This is a genomic window from Nisaea sediminum, from assembly GCF_014904705.1.
Taxonomy (GTDB): domain Bacteria; phylum Pseudomonadota; class Alphaproteobacteria; order Thalassobaculales; family Thalassobaculaceae; genus Nisaea; species Nisaea sediminum.
In genome coordinates this window covers 197504-224209 of record NZ_JACZCQ010000001.1, presented here as the reverse complement: position 1 = coordinate 224209, position 26706 = coordinate 197504, and the positions used below count along the sequence as shown (strand labels likewise).

Here is a 26706-nt window from a genome sequence, read left to right as displayed (position 1 = left end):
TCCGTCAGCCGCCGGCGATCGCGATAAGCGTTTCCGGATCGAGCACGAGAAGCGGCTGCCCCTCGCCCATCACCGTCGCCCCCGCAAGCACATCCACAGCGTTCAGCGCCGGATGCAGCTCCTTCATGAAGACTTCCTGGCGGCGCTTCACCCGGGAGACCGCGACGCCGACCCGGCGCTGCGGCGTGCCTATGATCACCACAGGCATGGCTGTCTGGTTTGCCGCGACTTCCGGCGTCTCCCACCCCAGCATGGTCTCGATGGAGCGCACTGGCAGGAAGCCGTCGCGATGCTGGATCCCGGCCAGTTCACCGACTTCCTGGATCGCGCTGCGCCGCACCTCGATCACCTCGACGATCGCGCGTTCAGGCAACCCGAGATCGCGTTCGCCGTCCGTGACCACGACGATCCGCTGCAGCGCCGCCGAGACCGGGAAGCTGAGGTAGAACTTCGTCCCCTCGCCCTCGACGCTGTCGATGTCGATCGCCCCGCCGAGGCGCCGGATCGTCGTCAGCACGACGTCCATGCCGACCCCGCGGCCGGAGGTCTCTGTAACTGCCGCCGCGGTCGAGAAGCCCGGGGCGAAAATCAGGCGCTGGATCTCGCGCTCCGACATCCGGGACGCATCCTGATCCGAGATCAGTCCGCGCTCGATCGCTTTCGCCCGGATGCGTCCGGTGTTCAGTCCTCGGCCGTCGTCGGCGATCATGATCTGCGCGACGTTGCCGTTCTGAGTCGCCTCGAGCGTGAGCGTCGCCTTCTCGGGTTTGCCGAGGCGGACACGTTCGTCCGCCGGCTCGATGCCGTGATCCATGGCGTTGCGGATCATGTGCACCATCGGCTCCATGAGCGCATCGACCATCGACTTGTCGATCTGGATATCCCCGTCCTCGACCTCGAGATTGACCTGCTTTCCGAGGCTGCGGGACAAATCCCGGACCAGGCGCGGCATCCGTCCGAGGACGATGCTGATCGGCACGACCCGGAGCTGCAGCGTGACGGAATGCAGCATCCGCAGCGTCGTTTCGGCTTTCGCGATCTGGTTCGCGAGCACCTTGCCTGCTTCGTCGATATGGCTCGCCGCGAGGTTCAGCCGCTCGGCTTTGCGCGCGCCGGTCTGCTTGGCGACGGAACGGAGCTCCGCGATGGTGCTGGCAAAACCGGCTTCCGAGGCGCCCTGCTCGATGCGGGAGATGCAGAGCCGAAGTTCCGCGACGGTGTCGAGGTAATTGTCCACCAGTTCCGACGAAACACGGAGCGAACCGCCGCCGACATTCCGGCTCGGCGCTCCGCCTTCGGTCCGCTCGGCCGGCACCGCACCTTCGGACGTGACCGGCTGAAGCTGGGATTGCTCGGCAGCCAGAGGCGGAGGTACCGGTGCCGCGGAAGGAGCGTGCTGCACCGACGGCGCGCTCGGCTGAGGCGGCGGGGTCTGCCGCGGCGCCTGCTGTTGCGGCGGCGGAGGCGGCGCGGCCGGACGGGAGGTCTTCCCGACTGTCCAGTCATCGCCGATATGCATCACGTTCGCCGGCTCTTCGGCCGCGGGCTGCGCCGGTTGAGGTTGCGGCGGGGTCTGTGCCGGTGCTGCCGCCGCGGTCTGAACCGGGTTGCTGGCAAGAACGGCCCAGGATTGCAGCGCCTGCGCCGCGCCGCCGATGCCCTGCAGCGACGCCATCAATGGATCCGCCGAGCCCTTGATCCCGATCAGGAACTGGTAGAGCTCCGGATCGATATCGACCAGGACGCGGTTCGACATCACGCGTTCCTGGTAGATCCGCTCCATGATCTGCTGGGTCGAGGCCGGCCCGTCCGGCAGCTTGGCCTGGATCTCGAGCAGATTGGCGTTCGGTTCCTTCAGATAGTCGGCGATCTGCTGGCGCGCATCCGGGGACAGCGAGTTGAAGATCTCGTCGCCGAGCGAGGTCCTGAGCTCCGCAACCGCCGCCTCGGCGTTGGTCAGCAGCAGCGCCATGCGGTCGCGCAGGCGATCGTAGGTTTCCCGGCGCATGTCGAGCGAGGCGACGTTCAGTCCCTCGATCCCGATCACCTGGCTTTCGCGGCGGATCTCGTCGAGCACGTCGAGCGCACCCGGCCGGTCCTGCCAGCCTTCCTGGATCGTCAGTTCGCTGGAGAGACGCGCGAGGGCCGATATCCGCTGCACACCAAGCGCGCGGGCGAGAATGCCGACCAGTTCCCAGTCCCGCGGCGCCCCGCCCGCGACCGACAGGCGGTCGACCACGTCGCGCGCTTCGCGGGAGATATGCGGCGACATGGAATCGTCCACGTCTTCCATCGAGATCCCGGACTCGGCGAGCTCGGAGAGAACGCGGAGCCGGTGAACGAAGATACAGAGACCGCGGGTAAGCTCTGTCTTGTCCAGACTGTCCGAGTCGCGCAGAAGTTCGGCGACGCCGTCGAGAACCGTCGCGATGCCAAGATAGCCGACCTCGTTCGCCATTTCCCGGATCGCCAGGATCGAGCTCGATATGCCCTGCGTATCGAGGCTCTCAAGCTCAGGGCTCTCAAGCGCTTCCGCGAGCTGGCCGAGCTCGCTCTTCACCACCTCGGCGAAAGGCTCAACCGTCTCCGGCTGGAACTCGGGCTCCGACGGATCGGCCGGCGCCTGGGAGACCTGCATGGACATCTGACCGGCAGGCGCGGCGTCCTCTTCTTCCTCCTGAACCGGCGGAGGCGGTGGAGTCGGTGCGGGAGTTGGCGCAGGCTCCGGTGCCGCGGCGGCCGGCTCGGGCGCAGGCTGCGGTGCGGCCTGCGGAGGCTGCACGGCGCCGCCGCTCTTCAGTTGCGCTTTTGCCTGCGACAACTGTGCGACGAGATGCATGTCCGCCGGCGCATCGACGCGGTCGCCGACGCAGTTTTCGCGGAGGGCGATCAGCGTATCCGCGGTCTGCAGCAGCAGATCCCGCGTCGCCTCGTCGGGCTGCGCCTCGCCGTTGCGGAACAGATCCAGCAGATCCTCGGCATGATGCGCGACAAGCTCGATGCCCGTCAGGCCGAGCGACGCGGAAACGCCTTTGAGGGAATGCATCGCGCGGAACAGCGCGCTCATGGTCTCCGGATTCATCAGATCGGAGGCACTGCCGGACAGCAGGCTCTCGATCTGACCGAGATAATCCTCGCTCTCCTGCTCGAAGAGCTCCCACATTTCCGCGCCGGGACCGTCGTCGAATCCGCTCATCGGGTCACCCTCTTCCGTCGGAGCGCACGAAATCGGGCACCGATTGCGCGATCAATGCCGCGAGGTCGATCACTTCGTGGAACGCACCCTTGTGCGAGATCACCCGCGCCTGGGTCTCGTCCGTTGCAGGGCCCACCGGGCTTTCGTCGGAGACGATGCCGAGCACCTGTTCGGTCGCGATCGCCCATTTCTGGTCGAAGAAATTCACGATGATATGGATTTTCTGGCTTTCGAACCCGCCTTCGGTCAGGCGCAGCACCGGCAGCACGCTGCCGCTCACCTCGATCACGGAGTCGAGCCGGACGCCCGGCCGTTTCGGCAGCGGCGTCGTGCCGACATCGTCCAGAGCGCGCTCGACCAAGCTGGAATCGACGGCATAGAGGTGGTTCCTCACCGTCAGTGCCATATAGGTCTTGCGCGCCTTCTCGACCTTTTCCGTCTTGTCCGGAACGAGGCGCAGCGCGCGCTGGTCGGCGAGGAGCGGCAGCATGTTCTGCGCGTTGAACCAGCGGTCCGGATCGACCGCCTGCACGATCTTGCCGTTCTCATCGAGATAGGCGTGCTGCGGCTGCTCGGATGCCGTCAGGCCTTTCGTCGGATGGGCGGGATCGAAATTGCGGATGCCGATGATCTTCTGCACCGCCAGCCCGATGACCGCATGGCCGCGCTGCAGCACGATGCACATCGGCAGGTCGGTCTCCGGATCGTGCGCGCCGGCGCGCACCACGACCAGGGGGATCGGCTCCTTCCGAAGCACCATGACGCCGATATATTCGGGATCCTCGCCCTCGATCGGTTCCATGTCCTCGATCTCGACCACCTCGCGGACGCTGGACAGCATCACGCCATAGCGGCGGTCGTCCGACTGGAACAGCAGGACCGGGATCTTCTGGGATTCGTATGCGCTCTCGACCGCGTTCATGCCGACACCTGCCCGCCCGAGCCCATGACCCGGTGGATCGTCTCGACCAGAAGGTTGCCGCCGCTCGCATCGACGTCCCGGCTGACAGAACCGGACGGCTTTCCGATCACCGCATCGGCCCCGACGAGACGCGCCTCCACCGCTTTCGGGGAGGCGGGATGCGTGAGGGATGAGAGCACGATCACCTTGGCCGGAGAGAGAATGCGCAACCGGCGCAGGCACTCGATGCCATTCATGACCGGCATCTCGATATCGAGCGTCACCACGTCCGGGTTGAGTTCCTTCGCCATGTCCACGCCCTCACGGCCGTTCTCGGCCTCGCCGACGACTTCCATACCCTCGGCGCGATCGAGGATCGTCTTGATCGTCAGGCGCACCAGACGGGAATCATCGACAATCAGAACCTTGGCCATCAGAAAACAGCTCGCCCACAGATGGAAACCATCCTCGAATCAATGGTTTCATGGTTCCATATCGCTTCGGCTTTGCCTACCGGCATTTTGCTTCCCGACCCTGTGATTTCGATGTTTCCGGCCTCCCGGCCATGTGCGGATTCGACCCCTGCATCAAGAGGTTGCCCTTTGGCCTGCGCCGTAGGACGATATCCCGGTACCGACAGAAGCTTTCGGACAGGCAGAAGATGACAGACCAGAACGGATCCGCGGGACTGCTCGCTTGGCACTTCGTCGACGAGGAACTGCGCGACGGGCGCCAGGTCCCGTCCGATGGCGAAAGGCTGGAACATGGCGCGCCGGTCGCGCTCTGCCAGTCCGGGCTGCACGCCTCCGAGCGGGTGATCGACGCGCTCAAGTTCGCTCCGGGAAACACGATCTGCCGCGTCGAATGCGACGGGGTGTCCGCGCGTCAGGACGACAAGCTGGTCTGCGCCGCGCGCACCATTCTCTGGCGCGTCGAAGGCGAGGACCTGCTCAGGGAATTCGCCCGCAAGGTCGCGCTCGACGTTGCCGGTCTCTGGGAGATGCCGGCGGACGTCCGGAAGTTTCTTGAAACCGGCAACGAGAACTTCCGCGTCTCTGCCCGTGCCGAGGCGCGAGAGCTTTCGCGCAACTACGTTCTGGCCGACAAGGTGACGGCCGCCGCCGCCGCCGAGGCCGCGCGCGCCGCCGCAGCCCGCACGCACGAAGCCCGCGCGACCGCTCTGGCAGCCGCCTGGGCCGCGAACAAGGCGCGCGGCGATGCCGAAACCTGGGCGCGCTATGACAGCCTCCTCGAAAGCCTCGTCGAAGCCGCGCGGACCGCATCGGGCGACGAGGATGAATGGGGCGATTTCGCCGATGAACTCGAGATGGAGATCGGCTGACCCTCAGCCGAAGAAGCCGCAGCGGTGCAGCTGCTCGTGGAACCGGCGCAGCGTGTTTGCCTGATCCTGCGGATCGGGAATCTGCGACACCAGCTCGGCTTCGAAATTCGGGCGTTTCAGGTGATTGACGATGATCTGCCGGGCGAGGTTCGAGGCCTTGCCCTTCGGCAGCATTTCGGGCTGAACCATGCTGACGAGCATGAACGCCTTGATGTGCAGCGGCTTGTCCGAGCCGTCGATCTTGTCGAGGATCTTGCCGTCGACGATGTATGACGCGAGCAAGTCGTCGATCCGGCTGGTCAGCTCTTCCTTGCGCGGTTCCGGCAGGGAGCTTTCCTGGATCTTGTGAAAGATCTGCGTGACCTTCGCCATCTTCTTGTTCGGCGGCAGCTTTTCGCGCACGAGGTGATTGAGACTCGGGGTGCTGACGAACATCGCGTCCAGATGCGTGTCGATATCGGAGCGCAGCAGGTCCTTACCGAGCTTGCTTTCCAGCAGCGACAGCAGGTAGGCCGCCTTGCGCGCCGGATCGGCCAGCGCCGGAAGCATCGAGGCCGCCGCCTCTTTCATACCTTTCTGACCACCCTTGTTGATGATGGTCGACTGCCGCGCCGTGACGGCTTCGGCCATGTTCGGTCCGCCGACCATGTTGCAGTCCGGAATCAATTTGTGGAGCAGGCCGTGGAAGACTTCACGCTCCTCCTCCCGGTCGCCTTTCGAGAGCGGCCCGATGCCTTCGAGCTGCCGCCGCACCCGATCGACCAGCACCTCCTGGCTCTCCGGCAGCTTGCCGGCGCCGATCAGCTTGTTCAGCTGGATGTTCGTGTAGTCCGGATGCTCCGGCGTCAGGTTTTCCGGCTCCTCGCCAAGCGGCTCCCCGCCGGCGAAACAGATCATGGTGACAAGCGCGCTGCCCGTGTCACGCTGATGTCCGAGCATGTCCTTCAGGACTTCGGCGTTCTGCAGGATGTCCGAAATGAAGATATCGAGGTCCAGCAAAGCGTCGGGATCCTCGCACATCACCGCCCAGTCGATGCATTGGGCAAGCTTGCCGAGATAACTGCGGTTCTCGACCAGCTCCGTCGTGATGGCGGAGCGGATCAGGTAGCCGCGGTCCTCTCCCTCTTTGATCGATGCCTTAATCTCCGCGATGGCCTCGTTGAATCCGGCATCGCGGATCCGCGGCATCGGGCGCTGCAGGGTCTTCTGCGCCGCCGCGTTGATGTGATCGACAAAAGCAAAGAGCGTCTCGCGTCGCTCGTTCGCATTCGTGTCTTCAAGTTTGGCCGCCTGGAAGGTCGCGACCTTGGCGACGGCGGAGAAGAGCAGCGTGCCATCGTCCAGCAGCCGCTTCAGCTCGCGTGCGGAATGCAGTGCCTCGCTCGCGGTAATGTTGTGCTTGTCGAGATAGGCGCGGAACAGCCGGTTGATCGTCTGCCGCCCCTCGCCTTCATAGAAATCCGAGAGCTCGTAACAGAGCGGCGCGTCGTCGATATTCTGGATGAAGACCTTCTCTTCACCCTTGGGTTTCAGCTTTTCGAAGAGGATGTCTTCCGGCTTCAGGTCGTGGATCGACTTGCCGGTGTCCTTGATGACCCGCACGCCTTCGGTCCCGGCGCGGGACATGACCTTCAGGGCCTCGGCCTGCCCTTCGTCCTTGCTCGCAGCCGTAGCCACGATGGACCAGGAGCCATCGCGAAGCGAAAGTACCTCAAAGACTGCGTTAGAGCGTCCGAACACTGTCTGTTACCCGCACTGACATTCTGTCTGTTCACCACCGACCGCTACTGCGGCGTTCTGACCCGCAAGATCAATCGATTATCGCGCGAATTTAATTCTATTCGAATCTTACTCAACTTCCGGTGCGAAACAAGCTCCAATGCGAACCGACTGATTTCGCGAAATAAAAAATGAATCCCGCGCCAGCCGGACATCCGAACCGGGTGCGATAGTATGAAGCTTTGGCAATGCGGCGTCCGCTCAAATCGGACGCGCGTCGGCTATTCCGCGAAGTGGCAGGCGGCGAAATGCCCCGGCGCATGCGCTTTCCACTCGGGCGTCTCCGCCGCGCAGCGTGCGGTCGCGATCGGGCAGCGGGTGTGGAAACGGCAGCCGCTCGGCTTGTTGAGCGGAGACGGAATCTCCCCTTCCAGCTTCTGCGCCTTGCCCCGGTCGTCCGGATCGAGCGACGGGATCGCGGAAAGCAGGGCCTTGGTATAGGGGTGCTTCGGCGCGGTGAAGAGCTCGCGGCTCGGCGCCATCTCCACGATCGCACCGAGATACATCACCGCCACGCAGTCGCAGGTATGGGCGACGACGCTGAGATCGTGGCTGATGAAGAGGAAGGTGATGTCCATGTCCTTCTGAAGGGACTTCAGAAGATTGAGGATGTCCGCCTGGATCGAGACGTCGAGCGCGGCGACGCTCTCGTCCGCCACCAGGAATTTGGGCTCGCAGACCAGCGCCCGCGCGATCGAGATACGCTGGCGCTGACCGCCGGAGAAGGCGTGCGGGAAGCGTCTCAGATGTTCAAGATTGAGCCTGCATTTCGCCGCGATTTCGCGCACCCGCTCGTCGGTCTCCGCACGGGTCCTGGTCAGTTTCATCACCTCCAGCGGCTCGGCGATGATGTCGCGCACGGTCATGCGCGGGCTGAGCGCCGCGTACGGGTCCTGAAAGATCAGCTGGGTTCGCCTGCGATAGTCCTTCAGCTCCTTCTTGCCGAGCTGACCGACATCGTAATCGACCTCCTCGTCGACATACCGCACCTCCCCTTCGGAGATCGGCGCGGCCTTCAGGATCGCACGCCCGAGCGTCGTCTTGCCCGACCCACTCTCGCCAACCAGCCCGAAGAACGAGCCACGCGGGATCTCGAGGCTGATATCGTCCACCGCCTTGAGCACGCCGCCGCCTCCGAAGAGGCTGCCACCGATGCCATAATGGACGGAGAGACGGTTCACCTGGATGTGGCTCTGGGCGCTCACGATGCGGCCTCCATGGCGGATTCGACGGTGACACAGGCCGCCGAATGGCTTTTCGAGACGGCCACGGCGTCCGGCCGCAGACTGTCGCAGGTTCCCGGAACCATCTTCGGACAGCGGGTGTGGAAGACGCAACCTTCCGGCCGCTCCAGAGGGCTCGGAATGTCGCCCGGAACCGGCGTCAGAGGCTCGTCCAGCCTCTCCAGCTTCGGCAACGCGTTGAGCAGGCCCTGGGTATAGGGATGGGCCGGCGTGCGGATCACCTCGCGCACGCTGCCGGTCTCCATCACGCGACCGAGATACATCACCGCGACCCGGTCGGCGGTCTGCGCGATCACACCGAGATCGTGTGTGATGAAGAGGATCGCCATGCCGAAATCGTCGACCAGATCCTTCATCAAATCGATCACCTGCGCCTGGATGGTGACGTCCAGCGCCGTCGTCGGCTCGTCCGCGATCAGCAGTTTCGGCTTGGTCGAGAGCGCCATCGCGATCATCGCGCGCTGGCGCATCCCACCGGAGAACTCGAAGGCATACTGGTCGACGCGCTTGCCGGCATCGGAGATCCCGACCCGGTCCAGCATCTCGATAGAGAGCTCCCGCGCCTGCTTCTTGTTCAATGAGGAGTGCAGCAGCAGCTGTTCGACCATCTGGTCGCCGATGGTGATCGCCGGCGCGAAGCTCGCCATCGGCTCCTGGAAGATCATCGAGATGGCGCCGCCGCGGACCACGTTCAGCTCCCGCGCGCTCTTCAGGGAGAGCACGTCGACCGGCCCGTCTTCAAGATTGAGGGTAATCCGGCTTTCCGGCCCGTAAACCGTGTTGCCGGGATTGAGCTTCATCAGCGACTTCGCGGTCACCGACTTGCCGGACCCGCTCTCGCCGACAAGGCCCAGAACCTCGCCCGCCGAGATGTCGAAGGAGACGTCGTCAACGGTCGTGATGAGACCCTCGTCAGTCCTGAACTGAACCGTCAGGTCGCGCACGGAAAGAAGCGGAGCCGTCATCACTTGTGATCCGAATAGGGGTCGGCCGCGTCGCGCAGCCCGTCGCCGACGAAGACGAAGGCGAGCACCATGCCGACGAAGAAGATGACCGGGATGAAGTACCACTGGTAATTCAACAGCACGTCCGCGCTGGTAACGTTCTGCAGCATCACGCCGAGCGAGTTCACCGGCTCCTTCAGGCCGAGCCCGATGAAGCTGAGCGCCGTCTCCGAGAGCACCATGTAGGGGAAGGAGATCACCAGATCGACGATGATGTAGCTGGTGAAACTCGGCAGCAGGTGTCGGCCGATGATGTGGCCCGCCGAGGCGCCGCAGAGCTTGGCAGCCAGTACGTATTCCTGGTTCCGCTCGGTCAGCAGATGCGTGCGGACACGGCGCGCCAGAGTCGGCCAGCCGATGAAGCCGAGGATGATGGAGATGAAGAAGAAGCGCGCTTCAGAGCTCCATTCATCCGGTACGAAAGCCGCCAGCGCCATGAAGAGCGGGATCGCCGGCACCGTCCGGACAGCATCCGTGATCATCTGCAGCACGCCGTCGGTGACACCTCCGAAATAGCCTGAGGTTCCGCCGATGATCAGCGCGAGCACGAAACTGATGAAGACGCCGATCGTACCGACCGCGAGCGAGGTGTAGATCGCGTGCAGGGTGCGCGAGAAGATATCCTTGCCGCCGTGATCGGTCCCGAAGAGATGGATCCCGCCCTCGTCGATGCCGAAGAGATGCGTGGTCATCTTGAAGCCGGGAATGTTGATGTCGAACGTGTCGCCCGGCAAATCGATCTGGACGCTGAACAACCGGTATTCCCAGCCGCTCGGGAAGAAGGTGACGTAGCGCCGCTTCTCCGTGTTGACCGTCGTGACCCAGCGGAAGTTTGTCTTGATGGAACGGGTCCGCTCCAGCGTGTGCAGGAAAGGCCGGAGCGAGCAGCCGTTGTGATCGCAGAACATCGGGATCTGCGGCGCGCCGTTCTGGTAGTCCTTGTCACGTCCCGCGATGGTCGGATCGTAGGGCGAGAGAAACGGCGCGAAGAGCCCCATCAGGATGATCGCGATCAGCACACCGCCGGCCACCACCGCCGCCCGGTTCTTCTTGAAACGGGCCCAGACGAGCTGGGCCTGGCTCGCGGTGAAATAGGCTTCCTTCGATTTCTGATCGGCGCTCTTGGCGGGTGCCGCGGTGACGGTTTGGTCGACCATGATCTCAGCCTCCCATCACGCTCTTGCGGACGCGCGGGTCGATGATCGACAGCAGCACGTCCGTCAGGAAGTTCAGCGAGACGATGGAGGCGGTCAGCATGAAGATGATCGCACCGGCGAGCTGCTGGTCGTTTGAGCGCGCGAGCCCCTCGAGGAGCAGCGCCCCCGCTTCCGAAAGCGTGAGGATGACGGCGACGATCGGCAGCTCGTTGAAGACCCGGTTCAGGTCGAAGCCGAGCGAATTGATGATCGGGCCGAGCGCATGGCGCGCGGGATAGCGCCAGAGCAGCGCGCGTCCGTGCACGCCGCGCGCCCGTGCCGCGGTGACATAGAGCTTGCCGTATTCGTCCGACATCAGCGCCCGCACGGTTTGCAGCGCGAAGGCGGTCGCCGACCAGCCGAGAATGAAGATCGGCAGCCAGGCATGCGACAGGAAATCGAGGACCCGCTCCCAGGACCAGGGCGCGTCGCGGAACTCCTTCGAGAACATGCCGGTCAGGGTGTCGCCGAACACCATGGTCGAGAACAGCATGATCATCAACGCGAGCAGGAAGTTGGGCAGCGCCAGGCCGAGATAGGACACGAGGCGCAGACCGTTATTCAGCGACGGACTGGAGACCGTCGCGGATATGATCCCGACCGGCAAGGCGATCAGATAGGCGACCAGAAGCGCGACAAAACAGATCCCGAGCGAGATCCAGATCTTCTCGCCGAGCAGCTGGTTGATGTTCACGCGCAGAATGCAGCTGTCGCCGAAATCCCCCCGGAAGAAGACGTTCCCGACCCAGCTCGCCCAGCGCTGGATGTAGGGCTTGTCGAGGCCGAGGCGCTGTTCCTCGGCGCGAATGTTCTCGATGCTGATCTGCTCGCCCTGGGTGTTCTTGAAGGCGAGATAGCGCTCGGCACAGTTCGCCGGCACCAGCTCCATCAGCGTGAAGACGATAAAGGAAACCAGAAGCAGCGTGACCACGGCCATGGCCGCGCGCGTGCAGACGAATTGAATGAACCTCAGCATATATCCCCACCTCCGTCGGTCTTAGATCGACCGATCTTTCGAGGTCATCGATCTAAAGCCGACGCAGGCGGGACCGGGAGACCCCGGTCCCGCCGCGCGGAGATCAGCCTTCGTCAGCAAGGAACCATTGCTGCGGACGATAGGGGTAGGTCCGGTAGTACTCGTAGGACCAGGTCTTGAACTCCGGGAAGTTCTTCACCGCGTTGCGGTGATAGATCGGGTTCGGTGCCTGGACCGTGCCGAGGAAGAGCAGGTTCTCGGTCATGTTCTTCACCAGACGCTGACCGATCTTGTCGCTTTCCGGGGAGCCGACCAGGGTCGACTGGAAGGCGTCGATGTCGGCAAGCATCTCGTCGACATAGGCCGGCGGCTTTACGCCCTTGGTGCCCTTGCTGTCGACATATTCCGCCCACAGCATGCCCGCGCGGCCACCGAAATAGTTCTCGAACGGCGGCTGGAACAGTTCCGAGTTGCCGAGGACAATCGCGAGCGGCTGACCCTTCTGCCACATGATGACATCGAGCTGGTTGGAGGACTGGGCCGAGCGGTACTCGTCCGGGGTCACTTCCTTGACCGTGCTCTTGATCCCGACATTGGTCCAGTGCTGCGCAACCAGTTCCGCGACCTGGCCCGGCATGCCCTGGGTGGCGAACTGCAGGTTCAGCACCAGCGGGGCACCGTTCGGAAGATCGCGCGCGCCGTCGCCGTCCTTGTCGACGACACCGACCTCATCGAGCAGCTTCTTCGCCAGGTCCGGATCATACTGGGCGTAGTGGGACTCCCATTTCGGATCAACGAATTTCGGCGTCGGGGAAAAGGCGACATACTGCTTCGGCTTGCCGAGGCCGAAAAAGGCGACCTCGTTGATCTCGTCGCGGTTCATGGCGACGGACATCGCCTGGCGGAACTTGAGATCTCCGAAGACCTTGCGCTTCTCCTCGTCCGGCGAGGTGACGTTGAAGGCGAATGTCGGCATCGCGATGGTCGGCTTCAGATCGACGGTGTAGCCGCCCTTCTCCTGGTTCTCGAGCAGGATCGGCGCCGACGGAAGCTGCATCGACTGCGACTTGTAGTCGATCTCGCCGTTGACCGCCTTCAGGATGCGCACCTCGTTCTCGTTGATGTGCACCTCGTCGATCTCGTTGATGTAGGGCAGCTGGTTGCCTGCCGTATCGACCATGTGGAAATACGGGTTCGCCACCAGGTGACGGCCTTCGGTGGTTTCCGCGACGACGATGTGCGACTCAAGCGTCGGGTAGACGCCTTTCGGCATCTTCGGCGCCTTGGCCGGGTCCGACAGCATGATGGTCGGGGTGTCGGTCCAGTCCGAGTTGCCGTAATAGGCGGAGATCACGGCATAGCCGTTCTCGTAGCCCAGCTCCTTCGCCTTCTTGTCGGCGTCCGGGTTGTATTTCGGATGGAACTGGCCGAGGAAATGCTTCGGCATGAAGGGCTGGGAATAGTGCGTGGCGAAGTGGGCGAGCAGGCCCGGCTTCGGCGCCGGCAGATTGAAGACGACGGTCTGCGCGTCCGGCGCCTCGACGGTCATCCGCTTGCCGCCGACCAGCACGTAGTCCTTCGGCTTCTTGATGATGTTCTCGTCGAACACCATGTCGTCGTACCAGAACTTCACATCCTCGGACGTGAAGGGCGCACCGTCGGACCATTTGTGTCCCTTGCGCAGCTTCAGCGTCAGCTTGGTGAAGTCGGCGTTCCACTCCCAGCTCTTGGCGACGTTCGGCACGATGGTCGCCAGATCGTCGCTGTAGCGCACGAGGCTGACATGGCGCACGGAGAGCAGGTCGGAGGTCCCGGCTTCCGGTGCGTTCGACAGACCGTCGAGCACGCCGCCATACTTGCCGATCTCACTGTAAGGCACGACCACAAGCGGCTCTTCCGGAAGACGCTCGGCGAGCGGCGGCAGCGCGCCGTTGCCCTGGATCTTGCCGTTCAGCTCGTCCGCTTTCGGATTGCCGGCGAAGCTCAGCTTGCAGCCTGCGGCGCCCTCGAATTCGGCCAGCTCGTACTGCTGGGGGAAGGCCCCTGCCTTCACGCCCTTCATGTCGGCGACGGTGATTTTCGGGCAATCGGCAAGCGCCGAACCCACAAAGGCGCAAAGTGCTACGCCCGCGAATAGAAACGATTTTCCCATGAAGTCCCCCAAGGAATTGTTCGAACCAGACCCCCCACCCGAGGTCCGGATTGATCGACGCTATTCTGCGTTCATTAATTTTGCGATGCAGTACGATGACGCTTTTATGACGTCCAGACCAGCATGAATTGTTGCCTAACCTGTTCGCTCGCACGCGCATAGGTGATTCGTTCGCGCATTTCCGCGTAAATTTAGTGTGCGGCGCAGCATTCGAAACCGGAACCGGAAACATCCGACCGTCATAGCTATTTATTCATCAGGCCAGCAAGAAACGGCGGCCACGCGATCGATCAGGCTCACTCGGTCTCCGGCGGCAGCATCAGGCGCGCGGTAACCGCGTCCAGATCGAGGTCGACACCTCGTCGCGGGAGGCCATTCCCCCGGCACGGGATTTCGCCGCGAATCTGTTGATCGTCGAGATCAGCTCGGCAGCCTCGAAAGGTTTGCTGATATGCGCGTCCATTCCGGCCTCGCGGCAACGCTCGCGCTCCTCGGCGAGGGCATGCGCCGTCATGGCGATCACCGGCAGATCCCTGAATCCTAATTCCCCGCGGATCTTCCTTGTTGCCGTCAGACCATCCATTTCCGGCATCTCGATATCCATCAGGACGGCGGCATATCTGTCCGGGCCCTCCCGTTCCAGGATCTCGAGAACCTGCTTTCCGTTCTCCGCCACGTCCGCCGTCATGCCCGCGTTCTGGAGCACGCCGAGGGCAACCATGCGGTTCAGCTCGACATCCTCGGCGAGGAGCAGATGGATATCGGCCGCCTCCGCGCGCGGTCCGCCGCTCGCTGCGCCCAGGGGCGCGCCTATCGGTCGGCGATCCGATCCGGTCTCGAAGAACGCCATCATCGTGTCGATCAGGAAGGACGTATTGATCGGCTTCTGGACGAAGTGCTCGACACCGAGTGTTTTGAGCTCGCCTGCAATCCCCTGCATGTCTTCCGCGGAGATCATGATGATCGCGGGGACCTGCATCTCCGCGTTTTCCGACCCGATGCGTCGGATGGTTTCGATCCCGTCGATTTCCGGCATCCGCCAGTCCAAGAGGACGACCGAATAGGGCGCCTGCACCTGAGCCTTCCTGTACATATCGAGCGCTTCGGAACCGGACTCGGCCACGTCAACCTTGAAGCGGAGGCTGGATAGCGCCTCTCTCAGAGTATCGCGCACCACGCGGCTGTCATCGACAACGAGGACCTTCGTCGCCCGCGGATCGATGCCTTCGAAGCTGCGCCGGGGCACCGCCCCTTCGACCGGCTCGTAAGGCACTCGGAAGAAGAAATGGCTGCCTTCACCTGGCACGCTTTCCACCCCGATGGTGCCGCCCATGGCCTCCACCAGTTCGCGCGAGATGCTGAGTCCGAGCCCGGTCCCTCCATGGGTCCTGGTCACCGACTGATCCGCCTGCGTGAATGGCCGGAAGAGCCGCTCGACCTGCGCCTCGGACATGCCGATGCCGCTGTCGCGCACCGAAATTTTCAGCCATTCCCGATCGTCTTCGACCGCCCGCGCCACATCGACGACGATCTCGCCGCGCTGGGTGAACTTCGCGGCATTGCCGGCAAGGTTGATCAAAACCTGTCCGAGACGCAGCGGATCGCCGCGCAACGCGGATGGAATGTTCCGGTCGACCGCAATCACGAGCTCGTCGGCATTTTCCTCGATCTTGGTGCTCACGACGGTGACGAGATTTTCGAGCACCTCGTCGATATCGAACTCGATCGACTCGATCTGCAGCTTCCCGGCCTCGATCTTGGAGAAGTCCAGAATATCGTTGATCAGGGCGAGCAAAGAGCGGCCGGCGCGGGCGACACGCGTGAGATGGTCGCGCTGATGCTCGGAAAGACCGGTTTTCAGAGTGAGGTCCGTCAGCCCGATGATCGCGTTGAGCGGTGTACGGATTTCATGGCTCATCGACGCGAGGAACTGCGCCTTCGCGTTCTCTCCGCTCTCCGCCGCCTCACGCAGCGCGGCCTGGGCTTTTGCCAATTCCGCCAGATGTCTGTTGGAGATATGCAGGTCTGACCAGGCACGTGCCTGCGCCCGGTCAAGCGACAGAATCTTTGCCAGACTGAGGCCGCCGGCGGCCAGCACGAAAAGTGCGAAGAATGCGGCAATCCGCCAGTTTTCCGCGTTCTCGCGGGCAACAAGGCCGGGCTCCACATATCCCGCCAGGCGCCAGAGCGAACCGGGGATGTCCCGGATCGCCCTGATTTCGGCAATCTCCTCGGCACGCATCGTGATATCGCGATGCGCGCCGAAAACATCTCGCGTGCCGTCTGCGCTGACCTCGATGAGATGATCGCGATCCCGGTGGACCAGGACCAGCTTATGGCCGGGGCTCTGATACGACTTGATCAGGGATTGCAGAATGTCGGGATAGAAACTGACGAAGAAGACCCCGTTCAAATCCTCTCCGCTGCGCCACGGCGCCATGACATCGAAATGGTAATTATGGGCCTGGGGATGAATGACGGTTTCGTATCTGGCATCCAAGCCGGTCCCGAACAGGCGGGACAGGTAGGTCTTGATGTTCTGCTGACAGGCCGCGCCGACGAACCCTTCCAGATCGTCGACGATGTCCACTCCATCCGTATTCGCCAAAGTGAAAGTGAAATAGCCGGGGAACCAGCGCTCCAGGCGCTCATCGATCCGGCGTCGAAGTCCCTCGTCTTCGACCGCTTGCGCGTATTCGGCAAGCAGGTCTTCGTTGTCGATGGCGAAGGTTTCGATCATCCGCTGGCGCTCCGTGATGAGCTGTGCCAACGCGTTCGCCGCTTCCTGCGTTTCGGAAGTCAGAATCTCGACATGCCGCTTTTCGTTCTCGGCATTTTGACGGGCGACGAAATAGATATCCGCTCCGAGCACGAGCAACATCGCCACGGCTACAAGGGCAACCGTTATGCGCGCTCCGCCCCGGCCAGACCCGGGCTGTCCTGCACCGCTGTCCGGCAAAGGGTCGTTGCGACCCTCTATTGGCTTTTCCTGCATTCCGGCCTGGGTCTCGTAATCAACGCGGCGACTAACATAGGGGCGGCCCCGCCCGCCAACGGCATGCGGGGACGCTTTTGGACCCATGTTAACTACGCATTCCTAACCGCGCATTAACGCCGGCAGTGGGGAGGCGCAGACCGGCGGGACTGCCCGCCTTACTCTTCGTCGGAACCCGCTCCGGGGGCAGAAATATGCTTGGCGATATAGGCGGGCTCGCCCATGCGGCCGATCAGATCGAGCTGCAGCTCCAGCCAGGACATATGGCCTTCCTCGTCAAGCGCGATCTTTTCGAACAGCACGCGCGAGCCGATATCGCCATCTTCCTGAGCCTGTGCGGCAGCCTCGGTATAAAACTTGATCGCGCCTCGCTCGTCGTCGAGATCGGCCTGGAACATGTCTTTCAGACTCTGCGCCCGGGCCGGGATCTTGTCGAATTTCAGCTCGGCATCGCCCTTGAGGAACATGATGCGCTCGATAAAGGCATCGGAGTGACCGAGCTCTTCCTGCATTTCCTCGCGCATCTCGGCCGCCAGAAGATCGATCCCCCAATCGTCCAGAACATGGGCATGAAGCTGATACTGGTGCGCGGCGGTCAGTTCCATGCACAGCGCCTTCTGAAGGTTCGCCAGCGTCTTCTTCTTAGCCATTTCGGCACTTCCTTTCGGTATCCAGTAAAGGGGTCTACAGAAGCCAATGCCTCATCGTCAAATTTGTTCCATCCGTCTCTGGGCAGGCCAACATGAATTGGGTTTGTGACGGGGTTTCCACCATTGGTCAGATTGTCGCTGGCAGCCCGGTGACCTCTCCGGCCCGGATGACAGACGGATTATAGGCCTTGCGGGCAAAAACCGCACGCACCTCCTCGACGAAGGAGTCCAAAGGATCGCTCTCGTAATCCGGATCGAAACTCGATTGGTCCCAGCGCTCGCAAAAATCGGCGCAGCTCGCGTAGCAGGGATGGTCCCTGAAGCGATCGCGGGCATCGCGATCCCAGCCGTAGTGATGTCCGTAATAGTAGGATTGGAACAGACCATGGTGCTCCACGACCCAGGCCACTTCTTCCCGGACGAACGGACGCAGGATCTCCGCCGCCATCCGATCGTGGTTCTGCGGCGCCAGGCGGTCTCCGATATCGTGCAGCAGAGCCGCGACGACCCAGTCGGTATCGGCACCGTCACGCCGCGCCCTTGTGGCGGACTGCAGGCCGTGTTCGAGCCGTGTGATCTTGTAGCCGGCGAGCGTGTCGTTCGCCTGAGCCGCGAGCTCCTTGAGCAGACGATCCGCCGTTTCCGCCCGGTATGGCTCCTCAAGCCGCTCGAGGAGTTCGTAATCCTCTTTCGTTCCGTCCTTCATCTGGGTGAAGGACACGGTTTCGCTTTCCGCCATCTCTCAAATCCTCTGCCGCACATGCCGAGAAAGCTTCGCGCCAAACGAAGGCAGGAGCAAGCCGGGCACGGCGGGACAAGAATTAAACCCGCTGGTAAAATATTGCGCTTTTGTGACAGCATGCCTCCGCTCGGAAGCGACGAACGACTCCCGGGCCCGGATAGCGAAAGGGTTTCACGATGCAACGCCATTTCAGAACAACGGTGCTGGCGAGTGCCGCAGCCGCCTTCCTTTCTTTCGGCGCCGCGACGGTCCAGGCCGAAGACATCCCCGCCAATGACGGCCTGAACGCCACCTACTGGGTGCAGAACGCGGTCGAGTACAAGGCGAACGCCTATGCGCTTTATCAGCTCGCCATGGTCCGTCTCGACCAGGCACTGGCCGACAAAAGCTGGACGGCCGCGCTGGAACAGACAGGCGACTACCAGTCGAAACCGCCGGCCGTGATCCTCGATATCGACGAGACCGTCCTCGATAACTCGCCCTACCAGGCCTGGATCGTCGAGAAGGACAAGTATTACAGCTCCAAGACCTGGACGCCCTTCGTCGAGAGCCAGACCTCGCGCGTCATTCCGGGCTCGCTGGAATTCACCAAATACGCCAAGTCCAAGGGCGTGAAGGTGATCTACGTTTCGAACCGCAAGGCCCATGAGGAAGACGCAACCCGCGGCAACCTGAAGAAATTCGGCTATCCCGTCGACGAGGATACGGATGTGGTTCTGGTGCGCGGCGAGAAGGAGGAATGGAAGTCCTCCAACAAGACGCCCCGTCGCGAAGCCGTCGCGGCCAATTACCGCGTGCTGCTGCAGCTCGGCGACAATCTCGGCGACTTCACCGACGAGAATGTCGGCGGCTCCCCTTCCGAGCGTCTGGAAACCTACAAGAAGTATCAAGCCATGTGGGGCAAGCAGTGGATCATGTTCGCGAACCCGACCTACGGCTCATGGGAAGGCGCGGCGATCAACAACAACTGGAAAGCCTCCAGCTCCGAGAAGCGCGCGATGAAGCACGCGATCATGGACGAATGGGAAGGCCCGAAATAAGCCTCTGAAGGCACTCTCTTCCCGTTCGATGCTGACAGCAGCCCGGCCTTCCGGCCGGGCTGTTCCGTTTCAGGCCGGCCGCTTGCCAACGCGTGTGGAAGATCTGACGAAGGGCTCGGAATCTGCATTGTCATATTGTCGACAATCCTACATAAGAGGGCTTCCGCCTGCTCTCAATCAATCAGGACCCGCCCATGCCCTCGGCCGATATTCGCTTCGTTTCCTTCGATTGCTACGGAACGCTCACCAATTTCAGGGTTGGTGACGTGACGCGGCAGAGGCTTGCCGATCGCGTATCCCCTGCGGACATGCCGGCCTTTCTGGAAGATTTCACCGCCTACCGGTTCGATGAGGTGCTCGGTGACTGGAAACCCTATCCGGACGTTCTTCACCGGGCGCTGGAGAGAACCTGCAAGCGCCGTGGAGTCGCGTTCCGCAGCGAGGACGCCGATGCGATCGTCGAGGCCGTGCCCAGCTGGGGCCCGCATCCGGATGTTCCGGCGCCCCTTGCCCGGGTCGCCGAAAAGCTTCCGCTCGTCATCCTGTCCAACGCAGCCGACAGCCAGATCCACTCCAATGTCGACCTGCTTGGCGCGCCGTTCCATGCGGTCCTCACCGCCGAGCAGGCCCGGGCCTACAAACCGCGCCTCCAGGCCTTCGAATACATGTTCGACACTCTTGGCTGTGGCCCGGAGCATTTCATGCATGTCTCCTCCAGCCTCCGCTATGATCTGATGTCCGCAAGCGATCTGAGGATCGGGCGGCGCGTGTTCGTCGAACGCGGGCACGGTCCGGGCAATCCGGCCTACGGCTACCAGGCGATCCCCGATCTCGGCGGCCTTCCCGGCTTGCTGGGCCTCTGAGCATGGCGGCATCCCAACGCATCGAGCGCGTCACGCTCCCGACGCAGATCGCCGACCGGCTTCGCGCCGACATTCTTGCCGGAACCTATGAAGGCGGCCGCCAGTTGCTCGAAACGGATCTGGCGCTCGCCTTCGGCGTGAGCCGCGGCCCGCTGCGCGAAGCGATGCAGAGACTCGTGCAGGAAGGCCTCCTGCGGAGCGAGCCGCATCGCGGGGTGTTCGTGACGGAGGTCGGCGAAGACGATTTGCGCGACCTCTTCTTCGTGCGCGCCGCGCTTGAGACGACGGCCATCCGGAAGATTTTCGAGAGCGGAGACCGTGCCGGAACGGCCGGCGAACTGAAGCACATCGCCCGGCAGATGGACGATGCGATGAAATCCGACGACCGGATTGCCGGCGGCGATCTCGATTTCGAATTTCACAAGACCCTGGTCGACGGGGCAGGCAGCAAACGGCTTTCGCGAAGCTACGCCTCCGTCCAGACGGAAACCCGGCTCTGCCTCCATCGCCTGATGGGGGGCTACCGCAGCAGCCGCGACCTCGCCGTCGAGCATTTTCGCCTGGCCGAGCTGATCCGGACGGCAGAACTCGAAGAGGTCCTGGCCGAACTCGGCCGGCATTTCGGCGACCCGGCCGAGGTCATGAAGCGCGTCCGCAAGCAGGAGCAGGGACGATGACCGACCGGGAGCCCTCCCTCGATATCGTTTGCATGACCGATCTCGACAGAATCATGGAACTGGTCCGCGCCGTCGCCTGGCCCCACCGGCGCGAGGATATCGCCCAGTTCATCCGCCTCGGAGGCGGCCGGATCGCGCGAGACGAAAAGGAAGGCCACGCGCTCGCCACCGGCCTCTGGTGGAGGTTCGGCGACAGGCTCGCAAGGATCGGCCTCGTGATCGTCGCGCCGGAGGCCCAGGGACGCGGTATCGGACGGAGACTGGTCGAGACCCTCCTCGAGGATGTCTCGCCGAGGCCGATCGTTCTGCTTGCGACCGAAGCGGGGCTGCCGCTCTACGAGAAACTCGGCTTCGCCGCGTTCGACCGGTCGGTGCAGTATCAAGGCGCCTATAGGGGCACCCCAATTCAGGATCCGCGCATTTCCAGAGTCGCTGACGGCACGGTCGACGAAATCGCGGATTTCGACGCCGCGGCTTTCGGGGCCCGTCGAGACGACATGCTGCGCGATCTTGCCGAAACCGGCAGCACGGCGATCCTGACCGAGAATGGACAAATCAGCGGATACGCCATGTCCCGCACCTTCGGTCGCGGCACCGTCATCGGCCCGCTTGTCGCCGCCACGGAGGGCGATGCGCTTGCGCTCTTCAGAACCCTCGCCCGGCCCGGCTTCGTGCGGATCGATTGCCCGGCGGATGCCTCCACACTGATCGAATACCTTCAAACGGCAGGCCTTGAAGATGTCGGCGCCTCGCCGGTCATGGCCCGCGGCGGCTGGACGCCGCCAAGCGGTCCGGCCCGCATCTTCGGCCTCGCCAGCCACGCGCTCGGATAGGAGACACACATGGACAGGATCGCCGTCATCGGACGCGGCATGATCGGCAGCGCCGCCGCCCGCCACCTCGCCGGCATGACCGACGGGATCGTCCTGATCGGGCCCGACGAGCCGGCGGATTACGCCGCGCATGACGGCGTCTTCTCGAGCCACTACGACGAAGGCCGGATGACCCGGATCTCGGATGGGGATCCGGACTGGGCCGTCACGTCGAAACGCTCCATCGAACGCTACGCCGAGATCGAGGCCGAGAGCGGGATCCCGTTCTTCACCAATTCGGGGTATCTCGGCATTTCAACCGGCAGCTCGGATTATCTGGATCGGGCCGAATGCACCGGCCGTGCGTTGGGCGCAGACCTGACACGGATGGACACCCCTGCGATCCTTGAACGGTTTCCCTTCCTTTCGCTGCCGGATGGCAGCACGGGCCTGCATGAGAACCGGAATGCCGGACATATCAGTCCGCGCGCCATGGTCGCGGCACAGACGGAAGCGGCGCGCAAACGCCGCGCGGAAATCGACCGGCGGCGTGTAACCGGACTTCGCGCCGTTACCGGCGGCGTCGAAATCGAAACCGACGACGGCGCGGTCCGCCGCGCCGAAAAAGCTCTGGTCGCCACGGGTGCCTTTACCGACGCCTGCGGCCTCTCGCCGACGGACCTGAGACTGCGGGTCTTCGGACGCACCGTTCTGCTGGCCCGCATCGACGGCGAACTGAGCGAACATTTCGCGGCGATGCCGACCATGGGCCATGCCGAAAGCGGTGCCTACCTGCTGCCGCCGATCCGCTATCCGGACGGCCATACCTACCTCAAGATCGGCATTGGTTCGGTCGAGGATCCGAACCTGAGATCTCTGGACGATCTGCAGCACTGGTTCAAGACCGATGGCATCGAGGAAAACCGGATCCGGTTCCGGAGTTTCCTGCTCGATCTGATGCCGCGCCTTGCCGAATGCCGGCACTGGCACAGCCGGAGCTGTGCAGTCACCTGGACGGCAACGGGCCTGCCCTATATCGATCACGTGCTCGACGACCGGATCGCTGTCGCCGTCGGCGGCAACGGCAAGGGCGCGAAATCCTCAGACGATTGGGGCTGGATCGCCGCCCAACTGATCGCCGGCCGCGACTGGGAGCACCCGATCGACCGCGCGCGTCTGCGCATCCCGGCAAACTGACCGGTCACGCCGCTCGCAAGGCCTCGAGAAAGCGCCGACGCCAGTTCTGAAGGTCGTTCTTCCGCAGGACCGCCATCATCGACTGGTAGCGTTCGATGCGGTCGCCGAGCGGCATCCTGAGTGCGCTTTGCAGCCCCTCCATCATGCCTTCCTCGTCGAACGGATTGACGATGACGGCGCCGTCGAGTTCGGCCGCCGCGCCGGCGAACTCGGACAGCACAAGAACGCCGGGATCCACGGGATCCTGCGAGGCGACATATTCCTTCGCCACAAGGTTCATTCCGTCACGCAACGGTGTGACATAGCCGACCCGCGCCACTCGGAAGAACCCGGCCAGCACGTCACGGCGATAGCTCTTGTTCAAATACCGGATCGGCGCCCAGTCAAAATCGGCGAACTGGCCGTTGATATGTCCCGCCATGCCTTCGAGAATCTGCCTGATCTCCCGGTAGCTCTGCACGTCGCCCCGGGACGGCGGAGCGATCTGCATGAGCGTCACGCTGCCGCGGTTCTCCGGATAGTTCGTCAGCAGCCGCTCGTAGCTCGCGAAACGTTTGTCGAGGCCTTTGGAATAATCCAGCCGCTCGACGCCGATGATCAGCTGCTTGCCATCGAGCGAGCGCACGAGCTGGCGCGTCCGGTTCGAGCGAACCGCCTTCTCCGCCGCGTCCGCCATCTCGTCAGGACGGATGGAGATCGGAAAAGCCTGCACCCGCGCGGTCTTGCCGAAAGCGGTGGCACGGTTGCCGCGCACTGTGCCGTCGCGCAGGCGACGGACATATTCCAGCAGATTGCGGGCGTCGTTCTCGGTCTGGAAACCGATGACGTCGTAATCGAACAGCGCGCGGACGATTTCCTCGTGCTCGCTGCAGGCACGGAGCATGTCCGGCGGCGGAAACGGCGTATGCAGGAAGAAGCCCATCCGGTTCTCGAGGCCCATGCGCTTCAGTTCCCGGCCAAGCACGAAGAGATGGTAGTCGTGCACCCAGATCAGATCGTCCGGCTTGAGCAGCGGGGCCAGATGGTTCGCGAAGAGTTCGTTGACCCGCCGGTAGCCTGCGGCATGGGCCCTCGAATATTCCATCACGTTCAGCCGGTAATGCAGCAGCGGCCAGAGCGTCGAGTTGGCGTAGCCGACATAGAAATCATTGTAGTCCTTGCGGGAGAGCGGCATGGTCGCGCGGGCGAACCGCTTGCCTTCCTCGACCTTGACGCGGATCGGCCCGTTATTCTCGATCTTCCCGTTCCAGCCGAACCAGAGCCCTTCCGTCTTCGCGAAGGCTTCCTCGACCGCGACGGAGAGGCCGCCGGCGGATGCCTTGCCCTCTTCGACCGGCGCGACCCTGTTGGAGACGACGACGAGACGGCTCAAAACGCGTCCTCCCATTTCCGGCTGAGACGCATGGCGCATTTGATCATGCCGACCATGGAATAGGTCTGCGGAAAATTGCCCCAGAGCTCCCCGGTCTCCGGATCGACGTCCTCGGAGAGGAGCCCGAGCTTGTTGCGGCAAGCGAGAATGCCTTCGAACATCTCCCGCGCCTCGGCCTCGCGGCCGGTGACCGCGAGCGCCTCGATGAACCAGAAGGTGCAGACATTGAACGCGGTTTCCGGCACCCCGAAATCGTCCGGCGCGATGTAGCGGAACAGATGATCGCCCTTGCGGAGCTGTTTCTCGATCATGGCCACGGTGCCGACGAAACGCGGATCCTTGCCGTCATGGAAGCCGAGTTCGTGCATCAGCAGCAGGCTCGCATCCATCTGGTCGCCGCCGAAGGTCGAGACGTAGCTGCCGAGCTCCTCATTCCAGGCTTCTTCCATGATCCGCCGCTGCATCGCGGCAGCATGCTGGCGCCAGGCCGCCGCTTCCGCCGAGTGACCGATCTTGTCGGCGATGCGGCCGAGCCGGTCCGCCGCCGCCCAGCACATCAGCGCGGAGAAGGTATGGACCGACGCGATGGTCCTCAGCTCCCAGATCCCGGCGTCCGGCTTGTCGAACTTCTGCACCGCCATCTGCCCGAGCTTGGCAAGCTCGCGGTAGAGATCCTCGTTCCCGGGACGGCCGATGCGGCTGTCGAAGAAAGTCTGCGCCGCCGCGAGAATGACCGCGCCGTAGACGTCGTTCTGGATTTGCGTATAGGCGGCGTTTCCCACGCGGACAGGTCCGTTCCCGCGATACCCGGCAAGCCCGTCGACCGTGTATTCGTCCAGCTTGTGCGCAAGTGAGAGACCGTAGAGCGGTTGCAGGTCCTCGCTCCCGACATTTACGGCGATATTGCTGATATAATTGAGATAATGCTCCAACGTCTTGGTCGCCGAGAGGCGGTTCAGAGCATGAACGACGAAATAGGCGTCACGCAGCCAGCAGAGCCGGTAGTCCCAGTTGCGTTCGCTGCCAGCAGCCTCCGGTACCGACGTGGTCATCGCCGCGACGATGGCGCCGGTTTCCTCGAAGGTGCTGAGTTTGAGCGTGATCGCCGACCGGATCACGACATCCTGCCACTCGTAGGGAATCGAGAGCGCACGGCTCCATTCGCGCCAGTAGCTTTCGGTGCGCTCCCGGAACGTCCGTGCCGTCTCCGCGAGTGAATTTGTCAGGCTCTCGTCCGGGCCGAGCATCATGCTGAGCGGCTTGTCGAGCAGGAACCAGGTCTCTTCAAGAAGATAGGAGATCGTCGCATCCGTCGTCAGACGCATGGTGAGATCCGGCCCGACAAAGCGGACATGGTTCGAGCCGCGGGTGATCGTCGGCCGGCCCGCGCCGTAATCGACGGTCGGACGAATCCGGACCCGGACCTTCGGGCTGCCGGCGACCGGCCGGAGCTGACGGACGATCATCGTCGGGTGGAACATCCGGTCGAAGTTGCGGAACCGCGGGCAGAAATCGACGATCTCGAGCGACGCGCCATCGCGGTCGGTCAAAGTCGTCACCAGGACCGCGCTATTTCGCTCGTAACGCTGGCTGGAGGCGGCGAGATTGGCGATCTCGACCTGCCAGAAGCCTCGCTCGTCAGCCTGCTCTTCATTTGCCAGCAGCGCTGAGAAAAACGGATCGCCGTCAAATCGTGGCAGACAACACCATTGGATCGTCCCGGTTTCGCCAATAAGGGCGCTGATCGCACAGTTTCCGATCATTCCGAGTTCGAGCGTGCTCATGAAGCGGTCCTTCTCTCGCGATCGAGGAGTTGTGCCAGCCAGTCATGGACGGCTGCCGGCGACGCCAGTCTGTAGCGGGCTTCGGTGACGGCGCCAGGCGGCCCGACATGGATCGAAATGCCGCCGCGCGCATTGCACACCCTGAAACCGTCCTCGTCCGTGACATCGTCGCCGATGAAGCACGGGCGCCTGCCGGCGAACGGCGCGTCCTCCAGAAAGGCTTCCACCGCGGCCCCCTTGTTGGCGACCGCCGGCTTGACCTCGACCACCATCTTGCCCTGGAGCAGGGTCAGCAGGTCGCCTGCTTCCGCGACCGCGACCGCCAGCGTTCTGGCAACTTCCGGCCCAAGGTCCGGCGCGGCGCGGTAATGCACGGCGATGGCTTCCCCCTTGTCTTCGATCCTGAGATCAACGTGCAACGCCGCGAGTTGTTCCGCGGCGGCGCGCACTTTGGTCAACGCTTGCTTTACCGGCGCCCGGTCAGGAACATCCGGACGGGACCCGCCGCGAAGCTCGAGCCCGTGAACTCCGGCCGCCGCGACCTGCGGCAGGGCGAGGTGACGGTCCAGGTCCGCGAGACTGCGGCCGGTGACCACGGCGAGGGCTCCGTCGGCGGCAAGGCTGAATGCGGAGAGCCGCTCCGGCAAACCGTCAGAGACCCGGATCGCCTCGGGACGGGGCGCGATATCGACCAGCGTTCCGTCAAAATCGAGAAAGTAGGCCCAGTCCGCTTGCGGCGGCGGAGGCAGCTGATCTTCGCTCATGACCTCGCATGTTCGGCAGG

The 26706-nt window shown here is 63.3% G+C and carries 21 protein-coding genes; 6 read left to right on the top strand and 15 right to left on the bottom strand.

Annotation, left to right across the window (positions count from 1 at the left end; all coding sequences use genetic code 11):
- Positions 1 to 4: 4 nt before the first annotated feature.
- Genes IG122_RS01015 through IG122_RS01005 form a run of 3 tightly spaced genes read right to left on the bottom strand, consistent with a single transcriptional unit; the run spans position 5 to position 4531 of the window.
- The gene (locus tag IG122_RS01015; RefSeq protein ID WP_193179592.1) at positions 5 to 3196 is read right to left on the bottom strand and encodes a chemotaxis protein CheA; all 3192 of its coding nucleotides are present in this window, start codon (positions 3194 to 3196) and stop codon (positions 5 to 7) included.
- Between the two features lie 4 nt (positions 3197 to 3200).
- Complete coding sequence (locus IG122_RS01010; RefSeq protein WP_193179589.1) at positions 3201 to 4118, bottom strand: chemotaxis protein CheW; 918 nt, start codon at positions 4116 to 4118, stop codon at positions 3201 to 3203.
- Complete coding sequence (locus tag IG122_RS01005; protein WP_193179587.1) at positions 4115 to 4531, bottom strand: response regulator; 417 nt, start codon at positions 4529 to 4531, stop codon at positions 4115 to 4117. The genes IG122_RS01010 and IG122_RS01005 overlap by 4 nt, the downstream gene beginning before the upstream one ends.
- Positions 4532 to 4758: 227 nt before the next feature.
- Here IG122_RS01005 and IG122_RS01000 point away from each other — a divergent pair, with 227 nt between their 5' ends.
- A complete protein-coding gene (locus IG122_RS01000; protein WP_193179585.1) occupies positions 4759 to 5439 on the top strand; it encodes a DUF7666 domain-containing protein in 681 nt (226 codons plus the stop codon).
- A 3-nt stretch (positions 5440 to 5442) separates the two neighbouring features.
- Here the strand turns inward: IG122_RS01000 and IG122_RS00995 are convergent, their stop codons facing one another.
- The 9 genes from IG122_RS00995 to IG122_RS00955 all read right to left on the bottom strand — a co-directional run bounded on the left by IG122_RS00995 (position 5443) and on the right by IG122_RS00955 (position 18174).
- Positions 5443 to 7116 carry a hypothetical protein gene (locus IG122_RS00995; protein WP_193179584.1) on the bottom strand — a complete coding sequence of 558 codons (1674 nt, stop codon included), beginning with the start codon at positions 7114 to 7116 and terminating at the stop codon, positions 5443 to 5445.
- Between the two features lie 323 nt (positions 7117 to 7439).
- Positions 7440 to 8423, bottom strand: a complete 984-nt coding sequence (locus tag IG122_RS00990; protein WP_193179583.1) for an ABC transporter ATP-binding protein — start codon at positions 8421 to 8423, stop codon at positions 7440 to 7442.
- The gene (locus tag IG122_RS00985) at positions 8420 to 9427 is read right to left on the bottom strand and encodes an ABC transporter ATP-binding protein (RefSeq protein ID WP_193179577.1); all 1008 of its coding nucleotides are present in this window, start codon (positions 9425 to 9427) and stop codon (positions 8420 to 8422) included. Before IG122_RS00985 ends, IG122_RS00990 begins: the two co-directional genes overlap by 4 nt.
- A complete protein-coding gene (locus tag IG122_RS00980; RefSeq protein WP_193179575.1) occupies positions 9427 to 10623 on the bottom strand; it encodes an ABC transporter permease in 1197 nt (398 codons plus the stop codon). Before IG122_RS00980 ends, IG122_RS00985 begins: the two co-directional genes overlap by 1 nt.
- Before the next feature lie 4 nt (positions 10624 to 10627).
- Entirely contained in the window at positions 10628 to 11638 is a 1011-nt protein-coding gene (locus tag IG122_RS00975) for an ABC transporter permease (protein ID WP_193179574.1), read from the bottom strand.
- A 103-nt stretch (positions 11639 to 11741) separates the two neighbouring features.
- Positions 11742 to 13790 (bottom strand): ABC transporter substrate-binding protein, encoded by a 2049-nt coding sequence (locus IG122_RS00970; protein WP_193179572.1) that lies wholly within the window; start codon positions 13788 to 13790, stop codon positions 11742 to 11744.
- Between the two features lie 319 nt (positions 13791 to 14109).
- Positions 14110 to 16671, bottom strand: coding sequence for a response regulator (locus IG122_RS00965; RefSeq protein ID WP_226893287.1), 2562 nt, complete (start codon positions 16669 to 16671; stop codon positions 14110 to 14112).
- Between the two features lie 272 nt (positions 16672 to 16943).
- Positions 16944 to 17435 (bottom strand): bacterioferritin, encoded by a 492-nt coding sequence (locus IG122_RS00960; RefSeq protein ID WP_193179568.1) that lies wholly within the window; start codon positions 17433 to 17435, stop codon positions 16944 to 16946.
- Positions 17436 to 17562: 127 nt separating this feature from the next.
- A complete protein-coding gene (locus tag IG122_RS00955; RefSeq protein WP_226893244.1) occupies positions 17563 to 18174 on the bottom strand; it encodes an HD domain-containing protein in 612 nt (203 codons plus the stop codon).
- A gap of 179 nt (positions 18175 to 18353) precedes the next feature.
- On the opposite strand from IG122_RS00955, the gene IG122_RS00950 reads away from it, so the two are divergent.
- The 5 genes from IG122_RS00950 (at position 18354) to IG122_RS00930 (ending at position 22766) form a co-directional block, all read left to right on the top strand.
- Positions 18354 to 19217, top strand: a complete 864-nt coding sequence (locus tag IG122_RS00950; protein ID WP_193179567.1) for a 5'-nucleotidase, lipoprotein e(P4) family — start codon at positions 18354 to 18356, stop codon at positions 19215 to 19217.
- A gap of 194 nt (positions 19218 to 19411) precedes the next feature.
- Positions 19412 to 20080: a haloacid dehalogenase type II gene (locus IG122_RS00945; protein WP_193179566.1), complete on the top strand. Its 669-nt coding sequence runs from the start codon at positions 19412 to 19414 to the stop codon at positions 20078 to 20080.
- Between the two features lie 2 nt (positions 20081 to 20082).
- The gene (locus tag IG122_RS00940) at positions 20083 to 20757 is read left to right on the top strand and encodes a GntR family transcriptional regulator (protein ID WP_226893243.1); all 675 of its coding nucleotides are present in this window, start codon (positions 20083 to 20085) and stop codon (positions 20755 to 20757) included.
- Positions 20754 to 21590 (top strand): GNAT family N-acetyltransferase, encoded by an 837-nt coding sequence (locus IG122_RS00935; RefSeq protein WP_193179565.1) that lies wholly within the window; start codon positions 20754 to 20756, stop codon positions 21588 to 21590. The genes IG122_RS00940 and IG122_RS00935 overlap by 4 nt, the downstream gene beginning before the upstream one ends.
- 9 nt (positions 21591 to 21599) lie before the next feature.
- The gene (locus IG122_RS00930; protein ID WP_193179564.1) at positions 21600 to 22766 is read left to right on the top strand and encodes an NAD(P)/FAD-dependent oxidoreductase; all 1167 of its coding nucleotides are present in this window, start codon (positions 21600 to 21602) and stop codon (positions 22764 to 22766) included.
- A gap of 4 nt (positions 22767 to 22770) precedes the next feature.
- Here IG122_RS00930 and IG122_RS00925 read toward each other — a convergent pair whose 3' ends face one another.
- Genes IG122_RS00925 through otsB form a run of 3 tightly spaced genes read right to left on the bottom strand, consistent with a single transcriptional unit; the run spans position 22771 to position 26686 of the window.
- Positions 22771 to 24138, bottom strand: a complete 1368-nt coding sequence (locus tag IG122_RS00925; RefSeq protein WP_193179563.1) for an alpha,alpha-trehalose-phosphate synthase (UDP-forming) — start codon at positions 24136 to 24138, stop codon at positions 22771 to 22773.
- The gene (locus tag IG122_RS00920) at positions 24135 to 25922 is read right to left on the bottom strand and encodes a glycoside hydrolase family 15 protein (RefSeq protein WP_193179562.1); all 1788 of its coding nucleotides are present in this window, start codon (positions 25920 to 25922) and stop codon (positions 24135 to 24137) included. The genes IG122_RS00925 and IG122_RS00920 overlap by 4 nt, the downstream gene beginning before the upstream one ends.
- On the bottom strand, positions 25919 to 26686 hold the full coding sequence (gene otsB / locus IG122_RS00915) for a trehalose-phosphatase (protein ID WP_193179560.1): 768 nt from the start codon (positions 26684 to 26686) through the stop codon (positions 25919 to 25921). Before otsB ends, IG122_RS00920 begins: the two co-directional genes overlap by 4 nt.
- Between the last annotated feature and the right edge of the window lie 20 nt (positions 26687 to 26706).